The 18,210-nt window shown below is 74.7% G+C and carries 16 protein-coding genes; 11 read left to right on the plus strand and 5 right to left on the minus strand.

Annotation, left to right across the window (positions count from 1 at the left end; translation table 11 throughout):
- Positions 1–69: 69 nt before the first annotated feature.
- On the minus strand, positions 70–1,581 hold the full coding sequence (locus AB3388_RS16400) for an ABC transporter substrate-binding protein (RefSeq protein WP_495406366.1): 1,512 nt from the start codon (positions 1,579–1,581) through the stop codon (positions 70–72).
- Between the two features lie 227 nt (positions 1,582–1,808).
- On the opposite strand from AB3388_RS16400, the gene AB3388_RS16405 reads away from it, so the two are divergent.
- Complete coding sequence (locus tag AB3388_RS16405; protein ID WP_495406367.1) at positions 1,809–2,900, plus strand: LacI family DNA-binding transcriptional regulator; 1,092 nt, start codon at positions 1,809–1,811, stop codon at positions 2,898–2,900.
- Here AB3388_RS16405 and AB3388_RS16410 read toward each other — a convergent pair.
- Positions 2,801–4,081 (minus strand): lactate racemase domain-containing protein, encoded by a 1,281-nt coding sequence (locus AB3388_RS16410; RefSeq protein ID WP_495406368.1) that lies wholly within the window; start codon positions 4,079–4,081, stop codon positions 2,801–2,803. The two genes, AB3388_RS16405 and AB3388_RS16410, sit on opposite strands and share 100 nt — an antisense overlap.
- Before the next feature lie 130 nt (positions 4,082–4,211).
- Between AB3388_RS16410 and uxaC the strand changes: the two genes are divergently transcribed.
- From uxaC to AB3388_RS16440, 6 genes are all read left to right on the plus strand, one after another.
- Positions 4,212–5,624, plus strand: a complete 1,413-nt coding sequence (gene uxaC / locus AB3388_RS16415) for a glucuronate isomerase (RefSeq protein WP_495406369.1) — start codon at positions 4,212–4,214, stop codon at positions 5,622–5,624.
- Positions 5,621–6,886, plus strand: a complete 1,266-nt coding sequence (locus AB3388_RS16420; RefSeq protein WP_495406370.1) for a mannitol dehydrogenase family protein — start codon at positions 5,621–5,623, stop codon at positions 6,884–6,886. Before uxaC ends, AB3388_RS16420 begins: the two co-directional genes overlap by 4 nt.
- On the plus strand, positions 6,883–8,385 hold the full coding sequence (locus tag AB3388_RS16425; RefSeq protein ID WP_495406371.1) for a gluconokinase: 1,503 nt from the start codon (positions 6,883–6,885) through the stop codon (positions 8,383–8,385). Before AB3388_RS16420 ends, AB3388_RS16425 begins: the two co-directional genes overlap by 4 nt.
- Before the next feature lie 46 nt (positions 8,386–8,431).
- Positions 8,432–8,845, plus strand: coding sequence for a nuclear transport factor 2 family protein (locus tag AB3388_RS16430; protein WP_495406372.1), 414 nt, complete (start codon positions 8,432–8,434; stop codon positions 8,843–8,845).
- Positions 8,846–9,426: 581 nt separating this feature from the next.
- Complete coding sequence (locus AB3388_RS16435) at positions 9,427–9,663, plus strand: GNAT family N-acetyltransferase (RefSeq protein WP_495406373.1); 237 nt, start codon at positions 9,427–9,429, stop codon at positions 9,661–9,663.
- Positions 9,660–10,583 (plus strand): GNAT family N-acetyltransferase, encoded by a 924-nt coding sequence (locus AB3388_RS16440; RefSeq protein WP_495406374.1) that lies wholly within the window; start codon positions 9,660–9,662, stop codon positions 10,581–10,583. The genes AB3388_RS16435 and AB3388_RS16440 overlap by 4 nt, the downstream gene beginning before the upstream one ends.
- Here AB3388_RS16440 and AB3388_RS16445 read toward each other — a convergent pair.
- Positions 10,522–11,133 (minus strand): hypothetical protein, encoded by a 612-nt coding sequence (locus AB3388_RS16445; RefSeq protein WP_495406375.1) that lies wholly within the window; start codon positions 11,131–11,133, stop codon positions 10,522–10,524. The two genes, AB3388_RS16440 and AB3388_RS16445, sit on opposite strands and share 62 nt — an antisense overlap.
- A gap of 187 nt (positions 11,134–11,320) precedes the next feature.
- On the opposite strand from AB3388_RS16445, the gene AB3388_RS16450 reads away from it, so the two are divergent.
- From AB3388_RS16450 to AB3388_RS16465, 4 genes are read left to right on the plus strand one after another with little or no spacing between them, the layout of a single operon-like run.
- The gene (locus tag AB3388_RS16450; protein WP_495406376.1) at positions 11,321–11,998 is read left to right on the plus strand and encodes a hypothetical protein; all 678 of its coding nucleotides are present in this window, start codon (positions 11,321–11,323) and stop codon (positions 11,996–11,998) included.
- Positions 11,995–12,816, plus strand: coding sequence for a glucose 1-dehydrogenase (locus tag AB3388_RS16455; protein WP_495406377.1), 822 nt, complete (start codon positions 11,995–11,997; stop codon positions 12,814–12,816). The genes AB3388_RS16450 and AB3388_RS16455 overlap by 4 nt, the downstream gene beginning before the upstream one ends.
- Positions 12,813–13,739, plus strand: coding sequence for a cyclase family protein (locus tag AB3388_RS16460; protein ID WP_495406378.1), 927 nt, complete (start codon positions 12,813–12,815; stop codon positions 13,737–13,739). Before AB3388_RS16455 ends, AB3388_RS16460 begins: the two co-directional genes overlap by 4 nt.
- Positions 13,740–13,752: 13 nt before the next feature.
- Complete coding sequence (locus AB3388_RS16465; RefSeq protein WP_495406379.1) at positions 13,753–15,366, plus strand: GMC oxidoreductase; 1,614 nt, start codon at positions 13,753–13,755, stop codon at positions 15,364–15,366.
- A 52-nt stretch (positions 15,367–15,418) separates the two neighbouring features.
- Here the strand turns inward: AB3388_RS16465 and AB3388_RS16470 are convergent, their stop codons facing one another.
- Both AB3388_RS16470 and AB3388_RS16475 read right to left on the minus strand, forming a co-directional pair.
- Positions 15,419–16,681: a cation:proton antiporter gene (locus AB3388_RS16470; protein WP_495406380.1), complete on the minus strand. Its 1,263-nt coding sequence runs from the start codon at positions 16,679–16,681 to the stop codon at positions 15,419–15,421.
- Positions 16,682–16,699: 18 nt separating this feature from the next.
- Positions 16,700–18,100, minus strand: a complete 1,401-nt coding sequence (locus AB3388_RS16475) for a dihydrolipoyl dehydrogenase family protein (protein WP_495406381.1) — start codon at positions 18,098–18,100, stop codon at positions 16,700–16,702.
- Positions 18,101–18,210: the final 110 nt, after the last annotated feature.

Genomic DNA, 18,210 nt, shown 5'->3' on the forward strand with positions numbered 1-18,210 from the left:
CTCCGTAGCCGGGGTGGAGAGACCGTCGTCCCCGGGGAGCGGGTGCACCGTTCCCCGGGGACGATCGGGTCAGCTGGCCGGGGTGTAGCCGTAGATGGAGGGCACGGCCTGCTCGGTCTGCGGCTCCACGTGCACGCCGGAGTCGACGGCGATGATCGCCTCCGACCGGAACCAGGGGGCGAACCACGCGTTCTCGGTCAGGTACTCCGAGAGGGCCTGCGCCTGGGCGTCGGCGTCGTCCCCACCGGCACGGACGGCGTCGACCATCGCCTGCAGCTCCGGGGTGGTCGAGTCGAAGGGGTTGTAGAGCGCGTCGGTCGACAGCAGCTGCTGCACCGCCACCCAGGTCGGGCCCTGGAAAAGACTCCACCAGCCGGCGGCGAACTTCCCGCTGCCGAGCTCGCCCTGGTAGTTCTGGATCGGCACGGAGACCACCTCGACGGTGATGCCGATGTCCGCCAGCGGCTGCTGGAAGAACGGGGCGACCTGCGCCATCGGCTCGGCGAGCGGCATCTCCAGGGTGAAGCCGTCCGGGTAGCCGGCCTCGGCGAGCAGCTGCTTGGCCTTCTCCGGGTCGTACCCGTAGAAGTCGTCCAGGCCCTCGTCGTAGGCGGTGCTGGTGGTGCCGAACACCTGGCTGGTCACCGTGCCGTAGCCGCCCTGCATCTGCTTCAGGATCGTGTCCCGGTCGAAGGCGTGGTTGATCGCCTGCCGGACGCGGACGTCGGCCAGCTCGGGGTTGACCTGACCACCGCGGTCGAAGAGCAGCAGCCCCACCCAGTCGGAGTCCCAGGTGACGACGTCGACGCCGGCACCGGTGGCCTGGCCGACCGTCCGCGCGTCGAGCGGCACGCTGTCGACCTGGCCGGAGGAGATGGCGTTCACCCGGGCAGCGGGGTCGCTGAGCACCTTGAGCGTGATCTGGTCCCAGTGCTGCAGGTCGGGGTTCCAGTAGTCGTCGCGCGCGGTGAACACGTACTGGTTGCCGGCGACCGAGGCGGCGGTGTCCATCTCGTAGGGGCCGCTGCCGACCGGGGCTGCGGTGATCTCGTCGGTGCCGAGCGACTCGGGGCTGCCGATGAGGCCGGCGGCCTGGCTGAGGTAGTACTCGAGCGCCGGGTTGGGCTGCGCCAGGTGAAGCTCGACGGTGTCGTCGTCGACGGCGGTGACCTCGTCGACGTCGGCCAGCTGGATCGCCTGCGGGCCGTTGGCGCTCTTGAAGTGGTCGAGGTTGGCCTTGACCGCCGCGGCGTCGAGGGTCGCGCCGTCGCTGAAGGTGACGTCGGTGCGCAGGTCGAGGCTGAACGTGGTGTTGGTGTCGTCGGTGTAGCCCCACGTCGTGGCCAGCATCGGGGCGTAGGAGCCGTCGGCCTCGCGGAGGATCAGCGTGTCGTAGGCCAGCTGGTAGGGCACCAGCTTCGGCCCGACGTGCGCCTGCCCGGGGTCCCAGGAGGTGATGTCCTGGATCTGCCCGAGGTTGAGCGTGCCGCCCCGGCCGCTCGCGCCCCCGCCGCTCTGGACGCTGGTGCCGCCCCCGGCGGTGGAGCAGGACGAGAGCGCGATGGCTCCCGCGGCCGCCACTGCGGCGAACCTCAGACCGTTGCCTGACTTCATCGTCGGAGTCCCTCGTGTCAATGCCGTGGATGCGGGGCGCGCGGGCCGCGGAAGGCGGCCGCCCCGGTGCCGGGGAGGCCCGACTGAGCGAAGTACGTCACAGCCGCTACCGTGGAGGCAATCGGTTGCCATGAGTTGTCTCGACGCGGGCTGCCGACCATCGGAACGGCTGTTGCGGGTGCGGCGGAGGTGTCGTGGGCACGGGACGCGGGGCGCGCGAGGTCACGATCTACGACGTCGCCAAGGCGGCCGGCGTCGCCCCGTCGACCGTCTCGCGCGCCTTCTCCCGGCCCGGGCGGGTCAACGCCGCGACCGCCGAGCGGATCCGGCAGGTGGCCGAGGGCCTGGGCTACCGGGTCAACCCGCTGGCACGGGCGCTGTCGACGGCGCGCAGCCACATGATCGCGCTGGTCGTGTCCGACGTCGCCAACCCGTTCTACTCGGAGATCATCCGCGGGGCGCAGGCCGAGGCGGCCGACGGCGGCTACACGCTCGTGCTCGCCGACGCCCAGGAGTCCGACCGCGTGGAGCGCGCCGCGCTGGAGCGGGCGCTGCCGTCGGTGGACGGCGTCGTGCTCGGCGGCTCCCGGATGTCGGACTCGGCCATCCGGATGATCGCGAAGCAGAAGCCGGTCGTCGTCCTCAACCGGGTGGTCGTCGACGTGCCGTGCGTCGTCCCCGACAACGCCACCGGCATGCGCCGGGCGGTCGAGCACCTGCTCCACCTGGGCCACGACACCCTGACCTACGCCGCGGGACCCGAGGCCTCCTGGGCCGACGGCATGCGCTGGCGCTCGCTGCAGGACACGGCGGCGGACCTGCAGCTGCGGGTGCGCCGGATCGGCCCCTTCTCCCCCGACGTCGCCGGCGGCGTGCGCGCGGCGGAGGACGTCGTCACCGCGGCGGCCACGGCCGTGATCGCCTACAACGACCAGGTCGCGATCGGGCTCATCCGGGGCCTCGGCACCCGCGGGGTCCAGGTGCCGCGCGACGTCAGCGTGGTCGGCTTCGACAACATCGGGCCCGCCGAGCTGATCACCCCCGGCCTCACCACCGTCGCCTCACCGCTGCGGCTCGAGGGCGCGACGGCGACCAAGCACCTGCTGGCGATGATCGAGGGCGCGCAGAGCCGGACCGGACAGCCGATGGTGCTGCCCGTGCGGCTGGTCGAGCGCGGGTCGACCGCTCAGCGGAGGCGGAAGAGGACCTCCCCCGCCTCGGGCACCACGAACGTCTCGCCGTCCGCACGGAAGGCGTCGAGGTCGACGTCGGCCGGGTCGAGGTAGCCGAGGTTCGCCCCGCGGACGACGTCCTCCGGGATGCCGGTCGCCAGGGTGACGTCGACGCGGCAGCGCTCGCCGTGCTCGTGGTCGAAGGTGCCGGCGCCGCGCAGGTGCGTGGAGTGCGCGAGCACGCCCCAGTGCAGGTGCCGGAACCGGTCCCACTGCTGCACGAACCAGTCGCGGCAGTGGTAGCCGATCTCCTCGATCTCCGGGTGCATGGCCGAGATCTGCGTGATGTGCGGCGCGAAGAGGATCACCTCGCCGCCGTCGGCGACCACTGGCTCGAGCTTGTAGAAGCCCTTGGCGGCGGTCCAGATGTCGTCGTACTTCTCGGGGATCACCGACAGCACCCGCCGGACCGGCGCGTCGAGGTAGCGCACGTGGGTCTCGGCCGACACGTCGGCGGCCGCCGCCCACGCCGCCTCCGGGGGCCCGAACGCGGCCGCGTGCAGCGCGCCGCTGCCGGACTGCGCGACGACGCACAGCGCCAGCCGCTCCGCGGGGATCAGCGCGGCCGCCTCGTCGATGAGCGCGCGCACCGGGGTGATCCCGCGGGTGCCGATGATGTCGGCGCTGGTGATCAGCGCGCCCAGCCAGTGCGAGAGGTCGATGATCTCCTGGCCGGCCACGCCCGGGAAGAAGTACTTGTTGCCGCCGGAGAAGCCGACGACCTCGTGCGGGAAGACCGGGCCCACCACGAGCGCGACGTCGTGTTCGACCACCGCGCGGTTGAGCCGGACGTCGACGCTCTCCGCCAGCCGGCCCTCGGAGAGCTCCGCGACGCGCGACGCCGGGATGGTGCCCAGCGACACGAAGGTCTCCGGGTCGTCCCACTCGTGGTTGCGGACCTCCAGGCCGGGATAGCGCGCAGCCAGGTCGCCGGCCGGGTAGCCGAGGTGACGGGCCAGCTGGGCCTCGGTCATGGGCGCGTGCGTGCCGAGCGCGATCAGGGCGGTCATCCGGGTCACCCGGCCGGTGAGCGCGCCGTGCACCGCGGTGAGCAGGAGCGGGAGCGGGCAGCTGCGGGTGGCGTCGGGGATGACGACGCAGACGCTGCGGCCGTCGAGGTCGCGCGCCGCGAGCTGCTCGGCGACGAACGCGGCGACGTCGTCGGCGCCGAGGATGCCGTCGGGGCCGCCGATCAGGGCCGCTTCGCCGGTGACGGGGTCGAGCATCCGGGTCATGCCCGAACCCTCCGTCCGCACCGGCCGGAGGACAAGCGCAGCGGGCAACACATGGCAACCGGCGGGTGTGACCGCGGCAACTGGCGGCAACCGATTGCCACTCCGGTCGTCGCGGGCGAGCATTGCCGGCATGACGGCCCCCGCACCGCTGCGCCGGCACCCCGACCGCCTGCTGCCCGCCGAGCCGGGCACCCGCGAGGTGGCCCGCCGCCTGTACGCGGCGGTCCGCGACCTGCCGATCCTGTCGCCGCACGGCCACGTGGACGCCCGGGTGCTCGCCGACGACGTCCCCTTGACCGACCCCGCGACGCTGTTCGTGACGCCGGACCACTACGTCACCCGCCTGCTGCACGCCGGCGGCGTCCCGCTGGCCGACCTGGGCGTGGGGCGCGGCGCGCTGACGGAAGCGGAGTCCCGGCGGGTCTGGCGGCTGCTGTGCGCGAACTGGCACCTGTTCCGCGGGACGCCGTCGCGCTACTGGCTCGAGTCGGAGCTCGCGGAGATCTTCGACGTGACCGTCCGCCCGTCGGCCGGGACCGCCGACGCGATCTACGACCAGGTCGCCGAGCGGCTGGCCAAGGACGCCTACCGCCCCCGCGCGCTGTTCGAGCGGTTCGGCATCGAGGTGCTGGCCACCACCGACGACCCGTGCGACGACCTGGCCGCGCACGCCGCACTGGCCGCGGACCCCGCCTTCGCCGGGCGGGTGATCCCGACCTTCCGGCCCGACCGGTACCTGGAGGCCGGGTCGCCGGGGTGGGCCGGCGCCGTCGCCCGGCTCGGCGAGGTGAGCGGGGTGGACACCTCCGGGTACGCCGGCTGGGTGGCGGCGATGGAGGACCGGCGGGCGTACTTCCGCGCGCACGGGGCGGTCTCGGCCGACCACAGCCACGAGGACGTCGGCACCGAGCCGCTGGCCGACCCCGAGCGGGTCTACCGGGCGGCGCTGGGTGGGACGGCGCCGGCGGCCGACGCGGTGGCGCTGCGCCGGCACCTGCTGCTGGAGATGGCCCGCATGTCCTGCGACGACGGTCTGGTCATGACGCTGCACCCGGGCGTGCGGCGCAACCACCACGGGCCGACGCTGGCCGCCCACGGGCCGGACACCGGGCACGACATCCCGCTGCGCGGCGACTTCACCGATCCCCTGCGCCCGCTGCTGGAGCGGTTCGGCACGCACCCGAACCTGCACCTGGTGCTCTTCACGCTCGACGAGACGGTGTTCTCCCGCGAGCTCGCGCCGCTGGCCGGCTTCTACCCGTCGGTCTACGTGGGCGCCCCGTGGTGGTTCCTCGACGCGCCGGAGGCGGTGCGCCGGTTCCGAGCAGCCGTCACCGAGACCGCCGGCTTCTCCCGGACGTCGGGCTTCATCGACGACACCCGGGCGTTCTGCTCGATCCCCGCGCGGCACGACATGGCCCGGCGGCTGGACGCCGGGTACCTGGCGCGGCTGGTGAGCGAGCACCTGCTCGACGAGGACGAGGCGGTCGAGACCGCGGTCGACCTCGTCGCCGGCCGGCCGCGGGAGGTCTTCAAGCTGTGACCGACCTGCACCGCGCGGCGCCCGCTCCCCCGGTCCGCGCCGTACACCTGGGGCTCGGCAGCTTCTTCCGCGCCCACCAGGCCTGGTACACCGACCGCGCCGGGGACGACTGGGGCATCGCCGCCTTCACGGGCCGCCGTCCCGACCTCGCCCGCGCGCTGGCCGCCCAGGACGGGCTGTACACGCTGATCACCCGCGGGGCCCGCGACGACGGGTTCGAGGTCGTGCGGTCGGTCGTCCGGGCCCACGCGGCCGACGAGGACGACGCGTGGCTGACCTACCTCGCCTCCCCCGACGTCCGGGTGGTCACCGTGACCGTCACCGAGGCCGGCTACCGCCGGGACGCCGCACCCGCCCGCCTGCTCGCCGGACTGCGGGCGCGCCGCGCCGCCGACGCCGGTCCGCTCACCCTGGTGCCGTGCGACAACCTGGCGCAGAACGGCGCGGTCCTGGCGGCGGCGTTGCGCGAGCTGGCCGATCCCGCGCTCGGCGAGTGGCTGGACGAGCAGGTCTCCGTCGCGACGACGATGGTCGACCGGATCACGCCCGAGCCGACGGCCGCCGACCGCGCCGCCGTCCTGGCCGCGACCGGCGTCGACGACCGCGCCCCGGTGGCCACCGAACCGTTCAGCGAGTGGGTGATCGCCGGCGCGTTCCCCGGCGGCCGGCCCGCGTGGGAGACCGCCGGCGCCGTCCTCACCGACGACGTCACCCCGTTCGAGGACCGCAAGCTCTGGCTGCTCAACGCGGCGCACTCGCTGCTGGCCTACGCCGGCTCGCTGCGCGGGCACGCCACGGTGTCCGACGCGGTGGCGGACCCGGCCTGCGCGGCGCTGATCCGCTCGTGGTGGTCGGCCTGCCAGCCGCACCTCGGCTTCCCCGCGGCCGAGTCGCAGCGCTACTGCGCCGCGCTGCTCGACCGGTTCGCCAACCCGCGCATCCGCCACAACCTGGCCCAGATCGCGGGGGACGGCTCGCAGAAGCTGCCGGTGCGTATCCTGCCGGTGCTGGCCCGTGAGCGCGCGGCCGGGCGGCTGCCCGAGGCCGCGGTGACCGGGCTGGCCACGTGGGTGCTGCACCTGCGGGGCGAGGGTTCGCCGGTCAACGACGTGCGCGGTCCCGAGCTGCAGGCGCTCGCCGGCGGACCTCTCGCCGGCGCCGTGCCCGCCGTCCTCGCGGCGCTGGATCCTGCGCTGGCCGACGACGGCGAGCTCGTCGCTGCCGTCCGCACCTGCGCGACCGCGCTGTCGGGCCGCCGGTGACGGCGGAGGTCGTCGTCGGCCTGGACGTCGGCACCACCGCGGCGAAGGCGGTGGCGTTCCGGTTGGGAACGGCGCAGCGGCACACCGCGGCCCACGAGTACCCGCTGCTGCAACCGCGGCCCGGCTGGCAGGTCCAGGACCCGGACGTCGTCGCCGCGGCCGCCCTGGCGGCGGTGCGCGACTGCGTCCCCGAGGGAGCCCGGGTGCTCGCCGTCTCGGTCAGCGCGGCGATGCACGGGCTGATCGGGCTCGACGCGTCCCGCTCGCCGATCACCCCGCTGCTCACCTGGGCCGACGCCCGGGCCGAGGAGGAGGCCCGGGCGCTGCACGCGTCCGGCGAGGCCGCCGAGCTGCAGCGGATCACCGGCACCCCGGTGCACCCCATGTCGCCGCTGACCAAGCTGATGTGGTTCGCGCGGCACGAGCCGGGGACCGCGGCGCGCGTTCGCTGGTGGGTGGGGCTCAAGGACTTCCTGCTGGAGCGGCTGACCGGGCGGCTGGTCACCGAGCTCTCGTCCGCCTCGGCCACCGGTCTGCTCGACCTCGCGACCGGCGCCTGGCACCCGGCGGCCCTGCGGACGGCGTCGGTGCGGGCGGCCCGGCTGCCGGAGGTGCTGCCGACCACCGCCGTCCTCGATCTGGGCGCGGACGCCGCCCGGCGCACCGGGCTGCCCGCCGGGACGCCCGTGGTGGCCGGGGCCGCCGACGGGCCGCTGGCCACCCTCGGCTCGGGAGCGCTCGCGCCCGGCACCGCAGGGCTCTCCCTGGGCACCAGCGGGGCGGTGCGCATGCTGGTCGACCGGCCGTCCGCGGGCCGCGACCTGTTCTGCTACGCCCTGACGGACCGGCACTGGGTCATCGGCGCCGCGACCAGCAACGGAGCGCACGTGGTGCGCTGGGCGGCCGACGCGCTGGCGCCCGACGTCGCGCGGACCGCCCCGTCCGGGACCGGCGACGAGGCCCTACTGGCCCTCGCCGCCGGCACGCCCGCGGGCAGCGACGGGCTGGTGCTGCTCCCCTACCTGGTCGCCGAGCGGGCGCCCACGTGGGATCCCGGGCTCGCCGGCGCCTTCGTGGGTCTGCGCCGGCACCACACCCGCGGCCACCTCGTCCGCGCCGCCGTCGAGGGGGTCTGCCTGCAGCTCGCCGCGCTGGTCGACCTGGTCGACCGGGAGCAGCCGATGACCTGCGTGCACGCGACCGGCGGGGCCTTCCGCGCGCCCCTGTGGCGCACGGCGGTCGCCGCCGCCGTCGGCCGGCCGGTCGTGTTCGGCGACGCCGCCGAGGGGTGCGCCCTGGGTGCGGCCGCGCTGGGGCTGCTCGCCCTGGGCCGCGCCGACGGGCTCGCGGACGCCCGCGCCGCGCTGGTCCCCGCGGAGCGGACCCGCGCCGTCGTGGCCGGCGACGAGGACGTCGCCGTGTTCGACCGGCTCCGGCGGGACCTCCCGGGGCTGGTCGGCGCGCTGTCCCGCGCCACCGGCCTGGTCGCGGCGGGCTGACCCACTCGGTCGTGCGCGCGCTGCCGACCGGTGCCACAGTGCTCGCGTGCGGGAGTCCCCGGAGCTGGCGGCCCTGATCGAGCGGATGTACGCCGCGCTGGCGGACGGCGACGTCGGGTGGCTGTCCGGACTGCTGTCGTCGTCCGACGCGCTGCTCACCATCGGCACGGATCCCGCCGAGTGGTACGAGGGTCAGACCATCCGTGAGCGGTGGCAGGAGCAGATGGACGCCGGCCTCGACAGCGCCCGCTACGAGCCGATCCGGGTGCGCGCCTACGAGGAGGGCGACGTCGGCTGGGTCGCCGACGAGACCCGTCTCGTGCTGCCCGACGGCACGGCGGTCACCATGCGCAGCACCGCCGTCTTCCACCGCGAGGACGGCGAGTGGCGGCTCGTGCACGGGCACAGCTCGGTCGGCGTCCCCAACGAGGCGTCGCTCGGGATGACCCTGCCGACCTGACCCCGTCTGCGTGGAGGAGGACGGCGCGTAACGGGCGCCTCCCCGGCACGGACGGAGCAGGCGTGACCGGGTGGACCGACCAGGACCTCTACCTGCGCGGAGCAAGGACCCTGCTCGCCTGCTGGACGGTCTACGCCGACGGCGCTCCGGGAGCGGCCGTGGTCCGGTCGCCGGGCGTCACGGCCGCGATCTTCCCCGGCGGACCGAGCGAGGCTTCCTCGACAACGCGGTGCTCGGACGGGGGCTGGCACGGGTGGAGCGGGCGCACGCCCTGGACGCGATGGAGGACGCGTACGCCTCGGCCGCCGTGCCCTGCTTCGCGGCCTGCGTGCACGAGACCGACGCGGCGATGCGCACCGACCTCGAGTCCCGCAGGTACACGCTGCAGGCGTCGACGCGGGCGATGGGCATGGCGCGGGGCGACCTCCGAGGGCCACGGCCGGGGATCGAGCCCGCTGCCCCGGGATGGGACGAGTACCTCCGCATCCTGGCGGCGCCGGAGGGTTGGTTCGGCGGGGTCGACCGCAGCGCCTTCCACCTGCGGGTTGCCGCGCTCGACGGGCGGGGGGGTGTCGACGGCGATGGCGTTCGACCACGCCGGCGACCGCGGCATCTACAACGTCACGACCCTGCCGCGGGCGCGGCGGCACGGACTGGGGACGGCCGTGACCGCACTGCAGCTGCTCGACGCGGTCGAGCGGGGGTGCCGCACCGCGAGTCTGCAGTCGACGCCCATGGCCGAGGCGGTCTACCGGGCCATCGGCTTCCGCGACCTCGGCCGGATCCTCGAGTACGTGCCGCCGGCGGCCTCCCGGTGAGCGCCGGACCCGGCTGGGCGGCGGCGCGGATGGCCCGCCCGGTGCGGGACCTCCCCCGCGCGACCGCGTTCTACCGGGACCTGCTGGGCCTGCCGCAGCGGGGCGGGTTCACCGGGCACGACGGCTACGACGGCGTGTTCCTCGCGCTGCCCGGCGGCACCGAACTCGAGCTGACGACAGGACCGGTGGAACCGGTCGCGGGCACGGAGGAGGACCTGCTGGTGCTCTACGTCCGGTCCCGCGAGCAGCTCCGGACGGCGGGGACGGCGCTCCGGGCGGCCGGCGTCCCCGCGGTGGTGGCCGCCAATCCGTACTGGAACCGCTGGGGCGAGACCTTCCTGGACCCGGACGGCAACCGGGTCGTGATCGCCGTCCAGGACCTCCCCGACCTCGACGGCCTGCACGTCGCACTCCACGAGGGCCCGCGCGAGGTGCTCCGGCCGCTGTTCGAGCTGGCCGAGGACTCCCCTCAGCAGCTGGACTCCTGTCTCCACGAGGGCCGGGTCCTGGTCGCCGTGACCGGCGCCGGCGAGGTCGTCGGCCACCTGCAGTTCGTCGCGACCGGCCGCCCCGGGGTCACCGAGCTGAAGAGCACGGCCGTGCGGACCGACCTGCAGGGCCGGGGCATCGGCAGCCGGCTGGTCGGGGCCGCGATCGAGCTGCTCGGCGGCGAGGCGGGCACGCTGCTGGAGGTGACCACCGCGGCCGCCGACATCGGCAACCTGCGCTTCTACCAGCGGCACGGCTTCCGGATGCGGTCGGTGGAGCGCGACGCCTTCACGGCGTCGCGTGGCTATCCGGACGGCACGCTGATCGACGGGATCGGGCTGCGCGACCGGGTGTGGCTCGACCGCCGGCTCAGCGTCGCGAGGTCAGGATCGGCTGCCGGAGATCGAGGTACTCCGTCTCACCCACGCTGAGCTGCATCAGCTCCCGCATGGCCTCCTCCATCTCCTGCGGCGGCTCCTTGCGCTCGCCCTCGCGGGCCTCGGCCTCCGACGTGAAGTAGATGACCTGGACCCACTGGCCGTCGTCCTTGCCGATCATCACGGACCCGAGGATGTCCGGGCGGAACTCCGCCAACTTCTCGGTGGGGAGGCCGGCCATGATCGCCTTGGCCCGCTCGGCATCGCTGACCCGGCCCCGCATCACCTGCACGAAGCCGGCGCGGTCCGGGTCACCGACGAGGTCCACGGTGACGTCGTCGCTGTCGAGGAAGGTGACCTCGCCGTCGAAGAGCCGCTGCGCCTCCTCCCACCAGCGCCCCTGCTCGGGCCGCTCGGAGTTGCGCCGGGCCGCCTCGGCCGATTCGAACCGGACGACCGCTATGGCCTGGCCGTCGTCGGTGACACCCTCGGTGCTGCCGAGCCAGCCGACCGCGCCGGGTGACAGCTCCTCCACCCACCGGTCCGTCGCCGCGCGCAGCGCGTCGGGGTTCGACGTCCTGCCCTGGATGACCTGAGCGAACATGGCGAGCTCCTTGCTGCCGTCGTCCTCCGTGGCCCCCGCAGGGCAGACGCTACGACGCGCGGCCCCGCCGGTGCAGTGCTCTCCGCGCGCCGCCGTCCTCCGCTCTCCGGGCCGGTCGGGCGAGGCGCGCGCGTCGCGAGGCCCTGGGTCCGCGTAACGCGGCACCCCGGCAGGAGACCACGGCTCCATGACGCTCACCACGCCCCCGGCGCTCGCCGAGACCCGCGAGGGCTGGCACCGCGTCGCCGAGCACGTCCTCGCCGCCGGGCAGTTCGCCAGCGCCGGGACCATCCGGCTCCGTCCGTACCCGGGCGGGTTCGCCACCGCCGTCGGCATCGACGGCCAACACCTCGCGGTCGTCGGCGACCAGCTGGTGGTGATCGCCGGTGACTCCCTCCGCTCCCGGCCGCTGACGACGTTGCGGGGAGCGGCCGCATTCGCCGGCGTGGCGCTCGGGCTGCGCGGCAGCTACGCCCCCGCGACCCCGGCCGATCCGGATCTGCCGCTGCGCATCGACCCCGCCGCGGCGCGGCAGCTTGCCGACTGGCTCACCCTCGGCGACGCGGCGCTGCGCGGCCTCGCAGCGGATCTCGGGCAGCCGGCGGATCCGGTGCTCTGGCCGGAGCACCTCGACCTCGGCATCGCCGTCGACGCCGTCAACTACGGAGTCTCCCCGGGTGACCGCGCGCTGCCCGGGCCCTACCTCTACGTCGGACCGCACGAGGGATCCCCGTCCGCGGATCCGTTCTGGAACGCGCCCTTCGGGGCCGCGCGCGGCGCCGACCGCATCTCCACCACCGAGGACGCCGTCGCCTTCTTCTCGGAGGGACGGGCACGGGTACTCACCGACAGGAGCCGGACGTGAAGGGTCTGCAGGACAAGAAGGCGCTGGTCACCGGCGGCAGCTCGGGCATCGGGCAGGCGATCGCCATCCGTCTGGGCCAGGAGGGCGTCGACGTGGCGATCAACTACGTCGGCCCGCCGGAGGGCGCCGAGGAGACGCGGGACGCCATCGAGCACGGCGTCGAGATCTGCATGAAGGAGATGTCGGCCGCCGGGACGCACCCGATCCTGGTCGCCGCCGACGTGTCGCAGGAGGACCAGGTCGGCGCGATGTTCGACCAGGCGCTGGGCGAGTACGGCCGGATCGACATCCTGGTCAACAATGCCGGCATCCAGGTCGCCGCCGACACCGACGAGCTCGCCGTCGCCGCCTTCGACAAGGTGCTCGCGGTCAACCTGCGCGGCGCGTTCCTGTGCAGCCAGCAGGCGATCCGCGCGTGGCTGCGGACCGGCGCACCGGGCTCGATCGTCAACGTCTCGAGCGTGCACCAGGTGATCCCGAAGCCGCGGTTCGTCGGGTACTCGGTGTCCAAGGGCGGCATGCAGAACCTCACCCGCACCCTCGCGCTCGAGTACGCCGCCCGGGGGATCCGCGTGAACGGCATCGGCCCCGGCGCGACGGTCACCCCGATCAACCGCTCGTGGATCGACGACCCGGTCAAGCGGCGGATGGTGGAGAGCCACATCCCGATGCGCCGCGCCGGCGACGCCGAGGAGATGGCCGCGGTCACCGCGTTCCTCTGCTCCGACGAGGCCGCCTACATCACCGGCCAGACGCTGTTCGTGGACGGCGGCCTGACCCTCTACCCGTCCTTCGAGACGACCTGGTCGTCCGAATGACCGGCCTCGCCCCCTCCGTCACGGAGCGGACGACGGGCTGGTTCCCCTCGCGGTGGGGTCCGGACGACCAAGCCGGGGCACTCAACGAGATCACGCCGGCCTCGGTGCTGGCCGCCGTCTCGCTGGTGCGCACCGGGCGGGTGTTCGACCTGGCGCACGTGCTGCACGCCGACGTCCCGGCCTTTCCGGGCCGCACCTTCCGCTCGTACCTGACGACGAACGCCCACCACGTCAACCGCCGGCGCCCGGACGCCGGACCGGAGGGCTGGGGCCGCAACGGGGTGAACTGGGTGGTCGAGCAGATCACCGCCACCCAGCAGATGGGCACCCACCTCGACGCCCTCAACCACCTGCAGGCCGGCGACCGCACCTACAACGGGCACCGGCTGGCCGACATCGCCGAGGAGTGGGGCACCAACCGGCTCGGCGTCGACACGCTCCCGCAGGTCGTCACCAGGGGGCTGCTGCTCGACGTCGCCGCCGTCCGCGGGGTCGAGCGGCTCGAGCGGGGCGACGTCGTCACCGTCGCCGACGCCGTGGCGGCGCTCGGCGGGCGCGCGCTGCGTCCCGGCGACGCGGTGCTCGTCCACACCGGCTGGGGCGGCCTGTGGGGCGCGGACGACGCGCGGTACTCGTCCGGCGAACCGGGCCCCGGACTCGCGCTCGCCGAGTGGCTCGCCGGGCACGGCGTCGCGCTCACCGGCTGCGACACGTGGAGCTACGGGCCCGTGCCGGCCGAGGACCCGGACGAGCCGTTCGTCGTCCCGCAGACGCTCAACGTCCGGCACGGCGTCGTCGTGCTGGAGAACCTGCGGCTGGCCGAGGCCGCCGCTCACGGGCTGCGCGAGTTCCTGCTCGTCGTCAGCCACGCCAAGCTCCAGGGCGCCACCGGCGCCTGGGTCAGCCCTCTCGCGATCACCTGATCAGGAGACAGCCATGACCGAGCACGCCGACGTCATCGTGATCGGATCCGGCGCAGGCGGCGGCGCCGTCACCTGGGCCCTGGCCCGGACGGGCACGAAGGTGCTGCTCCTCGAGCGCGGCGACTACCTGCCGCGGGAGCCGCAGAACTGGGACCCGATGGCGCTGTGGAAGGACAAGCGCTACGCCAACAGCGGCCAGTGGACCGACGGGGCCGACGGCCGGCGGTTCACGCCGAAGCAGCACTACTACGTCGGCGGGAACACCAAGTTCTACGGCGCGATCCTCTACCGGTTCCGCGAGCGGGACTTCGGCGCGGTGCGCCACGTGGACGGCGTCTCGCCGGCCTGGCCGATCTCCTACGCCGACCTCGCGCCGTACTACGACCGGGCCGAGCAGCTCTACCAGGTGCACGGCACGCGCGGGGAGGATCCCGGCGAGCCACCGGCGCCCGGCCCCTACCCGTGGCCGGCGATCAGCGACGAGCCGCGGATCGCGCAGCTGCGGGCGGACCTCACCGCCGCGGGCCTGCACCCGTTCTCCCTGCCGAACGGCATCCTGCTCGACGAGGCGCGGCCGCACCTGTCCGCGTGCATCCGCTGCGCGACCTGCGACGGCTTCCCGTGCCTGGTCAACGGCAAGGCCGACGCCCAGGTGATGACGGTCGAGCCGGCGCTGCGGCACCCGAACGTGCAGCTGCGGACCCGCGCCCGGGTGGTGCGGCTGGAGACCTCGGCGTCGGGGCGGAGCGTCTCGCGGGTCGTCGTCGACCGGGACGGCGAGCGCGAGGAGTACACCGGCGACGTCGTCGTCCTGGCGGCCGGCGCGATCAACTCCGCGGCCCTGCTGCTCGCGTCGGCCGACGACCGGCACCCGGCCGGGCTGGGCAACGGCTCCGGGCACGTGGGCCGGCACCTGATGCTCCACAACAACTCGGGCCTCGTGGCGTTCTCGAGGACGCCGAACCCGACGCGGTTCCAGAAGACGATCGGGGTCAACGACTTCTACTGGTCCGACCCGTTCGACCCGGACTGGGAGTACCCGGTCGGCTCGATCCAGATGAACGGCAAGAGCGACGCCGTCCTCATCGGCTTCGACGTCCCGGACGCGCGGGACCCGGCCGACCTGGCCCGGCACTCGATCGACTTCTGGCTGACCACCGAGGACCTGCCGCTGGACGAGAACCGGGTGACCGTCGACCCGGACGGCGGCATCACGCTGCGCTACACCCGCACCAACGCCGCCGAGGTGGCCCGGCTGCGGATGCGGCTGCAGGAGCTGCTCGACTCCATCCGCTGCGAGCAGGAGGTGTACGAGAACCGGCAGTACGCCGGCGGCCAGCTCGGGATCGGTGGGGTGGCCCACCAGAACGGCACCGTCCGCTTCGGGCCGGACCCGTCGTCGGCACCCCTCGACCTCGACTGCCGGATGCACGAGGTGGACAACCTCTACGTGGCCGACTCGAGCTTCTTCGTGTCGAGCACGGCGGTGAACCCGACGCTGACCATCATCGCCAACGCACTGCGCGTCGCGGACGTCATCGCCGAGCGGCTCGGTGCCCGGATCCCGGCCGAGTCGGTCGTCCCGTCACCACGCGAGCCGGCCCCGGCGCCCACCCGGGCCGGCTGACCCGGGACGTCGTCATCGCAGCGGTGCCCGGCCGGAGTGCCGGCCGTCGGGGCTACGCCTCGTCGCCGAACACCGCCTCGTCCCTGAGCGCCACGGCGTCCCGCTCGGCACGGACGTGCACGCCGGCGGGCTCGGCGGCGGGCTGAGGACGGCCGAGGACGCCGAGCGCGACCGCTGGGAAGACGAGCACCGAGAGGAGCCCGGCGCAGACGAGCGCGGCCGCGGTCGTCGCCGACAGCCGGCCGGTGACCGTGCCGATCTGCGCCGCGGTCACCAGGAACGGCAGTGACGTGGCCTGCAGCAGCCCCGCGGCGACCGCGCCCGCCCGCCCCAGCGAACGCCGGTAGAGCGCCGCCGGCAGACCGCGCACGACGAGCAGCGCGAGCAGGAACACCGGTACCTGCACGAGCCCTGACGGGTCCTCCAGCAACCCGCGCAGGTCCAGGCGCACGCCGCTGCTGACGAAGAACACCGGGATCAGGAAGCCGTAGCCGATCGCCTCGAGCTTGGCGCGGAACCGCGGATGGCTCGCCGAGTCCCGGTCGATCAGCCCGACCAGCGCCCCGGCGAGGAAGGCGCCGAGGATCGTCTCCAGGCCCAGCCGCTCGGCGAGCGCCACGAAGGCCACGAGCAGCAGCACGACGAGGCGCACGCGGATCTCCGCGGTGGTGTCCTGCAGCCGCACCAGCACCTCGCCCAGCCGCATCGACCTGCTCGCCCGCCCGGCGCTGACGGCCAGCACCGCGACCAGCACCCCGAAGAACGTCAGGAACGCCGCCGTCAGCCCCGGGCCTCCGCCGGACGTCGAGAACAGCAGCGTGAGCAGCACGATCGCGGCGAAGTCGGCGACCGAGGCCGCGGCGATGGTGGTCTGCCCCACCGCGTCGCCCGCCCGGCCGGCGTCCTTGAGCACCGGCACCACCAGCCCGAGCGACGTGGCGGTCAGCGCGATGGCGAGGAACAGCGGCGCCGTCGTCCAGCCGACCGCCGAGGCGCCCAGCCCGACGAGCACGGCCAGGCCGAGGCTGATGACGTAGCCCAGCCCGGCCAACCCGAGCAGCCGCCCGCGCAACCCTCGCAGGTCGATCTCCAGCCCGGCGAGCAGCAGCAGGAATGCCAGCCCGAACAGGGCCAGCACCTGCACCGGGAGGTCCACCTCCACCCACCCGAGGACCGACGGACCCAGCACCACGCCGGCGACGATCTCCAGGACCACCGCCGGCACCCGCAGCCGCGGCACCCAGCCGAGCGCCAGCGGCACCACCGCCGCCACCCCCGCGACGACGAGCAGGTTCGTGAACGACACATCGGGCACGGAAGGCCTCCGATCGGGTCAGATCCCGGCCGCCTCCAGGGCGTGCAGCCAGACCTCGGCGACGGTGGGAAAGGCCGGCACGGCGTGGCGGAGCTCGTCCAGCGGCACGCGGCCGGCGACCGCGACGGCTGCCGAGTGGAGCAGCTCCTGCACCCCGTTGCCGGTGAAGGTGGCGCCGACCAGCACGCCGGCGGCCTCGTCGACGACCAGCCGCGTCGTCCCCTCGAGGCCCTCGCCCAGCACGTAGGAGCCCGGGACGTCGCCGGTGGCCACGTCGAGCAGGCGGACGTCGATCCCCCGCTCGCGGGCCTCGGCGGCGGTGAGGCCCACCGCGCACACCTGCGGATCGGTGAAGGTGACCCGGGTGACGGCGTCGCGGCTGGCCCGGTCGCGGACGTCGCGACCGGTGAGCACGTCGGCGGCGACGCGGGCCTGGTACTTGCCCATGTGCGTCAGCGGCGCGAGGCCGGTGCAGTCGCCGACGGCGTACAGCCAGTCCCCCGGCACCCCGATCGCACGCAACCGGTCGTCGACAGGCACCGGCCTGCCCGGCTCCAGCCCGACGGTCTCCAGCCCCAGGGCGCCGGTGCGCGGGCGCCGGCCGGCCGCGACCAGCACCTCGTCCGCCGTCACCTCCTCGCCGCCGCGCAGCGTCGCCCGCACCGGCCCGTCGGTGCCCTCGCGCCGGATGCCCGCCAGCGCGGTGCCGATCCGGACGGCGATCCCCTCACGCTCGAACGCCGCGCGCACCTGCTCGCCGGCGAACGGCTCCTCCCGCGGCAACAGCACCGGCCCGGCCTCGACGACGGTCACCTCGGCCGCGCCGAGCCGGCGGAAGGCCTGGGCCAGCTCGAGGCCGACCGCGCCCCCGCCGATCACGAGCAGCCGCGCCGGCACCTCCTTGGCGGCGGTGGCGGAACGGTTGTCCCACGGCCGGACGTCGGCCAGGCCCGGAACCGGCGGCAGCACGGCGCTGCTGCCGGTGGAGAGCACGACCGCGCGCCGGGCGGTCACGACCTGCCCGTCGTCCACCGCGACCCGGCGCGGGCCGGCGAGCCTGCCGGCGCCGCGGAGCAGCCGGATCCCGTGCTCGGCCAGCCACTGCTCCTGACCCCGGTCGTCCCAGGACGAGGTCATGACGTCGCGGCGGGCCAGCGCCGCGGCGACGTCGACCGGGCCGGAGACGGACGCCGCCGCGCCCGGCACCCGGCGGGCCGCGGCCAGCACGTCGCCGGGGCGGAGCAGGGTCTTGCTGGGGATGCAGCCCCAGTACGAGCACTCCCCGCCGACCAGCTCGCTCTCGACCAGCACGACCGACAAGCCGCGGTCGGCGCACCGGCCGGCGGCCACCTCCCCCGCCGGACCACCGCCGATCACGACGACGTCGACGTCGAGCTCTTCCCGCATGGACACGGTCATCGGACCTCCTCGGACTCGTTGCCGTCGTCCGCCCGGCCCGGGCCGCGTTACACGTAACGGCCGGGGCCGCGGGCGGACTGCGCAGGCACGACCGCCGATCCCCCCGGGAG

The organism is Geodermatophilus sp. SMS 5-13 (genome assembly GCF_059428245.1).

Excerpts from the sequence above, each read along its gene's own strand:
- AB3388_RS16410 (WP_495406368.1), bottom strand. The coding sequence starts at position 4,081 with ATGACCCGGATGCTCGACCCCGTCACCGGCGAAGCGGCCCTGATCGGC.
- uxaC (WP_495406369.1), top strand. The coding sequence starts at position 4,212 with ATGACGGCCCCCGCACCGCTGCGCCGGCACCCCGACCGCCTGCTGCCC.
- AB3388_RS16450 (WP_495406376.1), top strand. The coding sequence starts at position 11,321 with ATGACGCTCACCACGCCCCCGGCGCTCGCCGAGACCCGCGAGGGCTGG.
- AB3388_RS16445 (WP_495406375.1), bottom strand. The coding sequence starts at position 11,133 with ATGTTCGCTCAGGTCATCCAGGGCAGGACGTCGAACCCCGACGCGCTG.
- AB3388_RS16475 (WP_495406381.1), bottom strand. The coding sequence starts at position 18,100 with ATGACCGTGTCCATGCGGGAAGAGCTCGACGTCGACGTCGTCGTGATC.
- AB3388_RS16460 (WP_495406378.1), top strand. The coding sequence starts at position 12,813 with ATGACCGGCCTCGCCCCCTCCGTCACGGAGCGGACGACGGGCTGGTTC.
- AB3388_RS16465 (WP_495406379.1), top strand. The coding sequence starts at position 13,753 with ATGACCGAGCACGCCGACGTCATCGTGATCGGATCCGGCGCAGGCGGC.
- AB3388_RS16435 (WP_495406373.1), top strand. The coding sequence starts at position 9,427 with ATGGCGTTCGACCACGCCGGCGACCGCGGCATCTACAACGTCACGACC.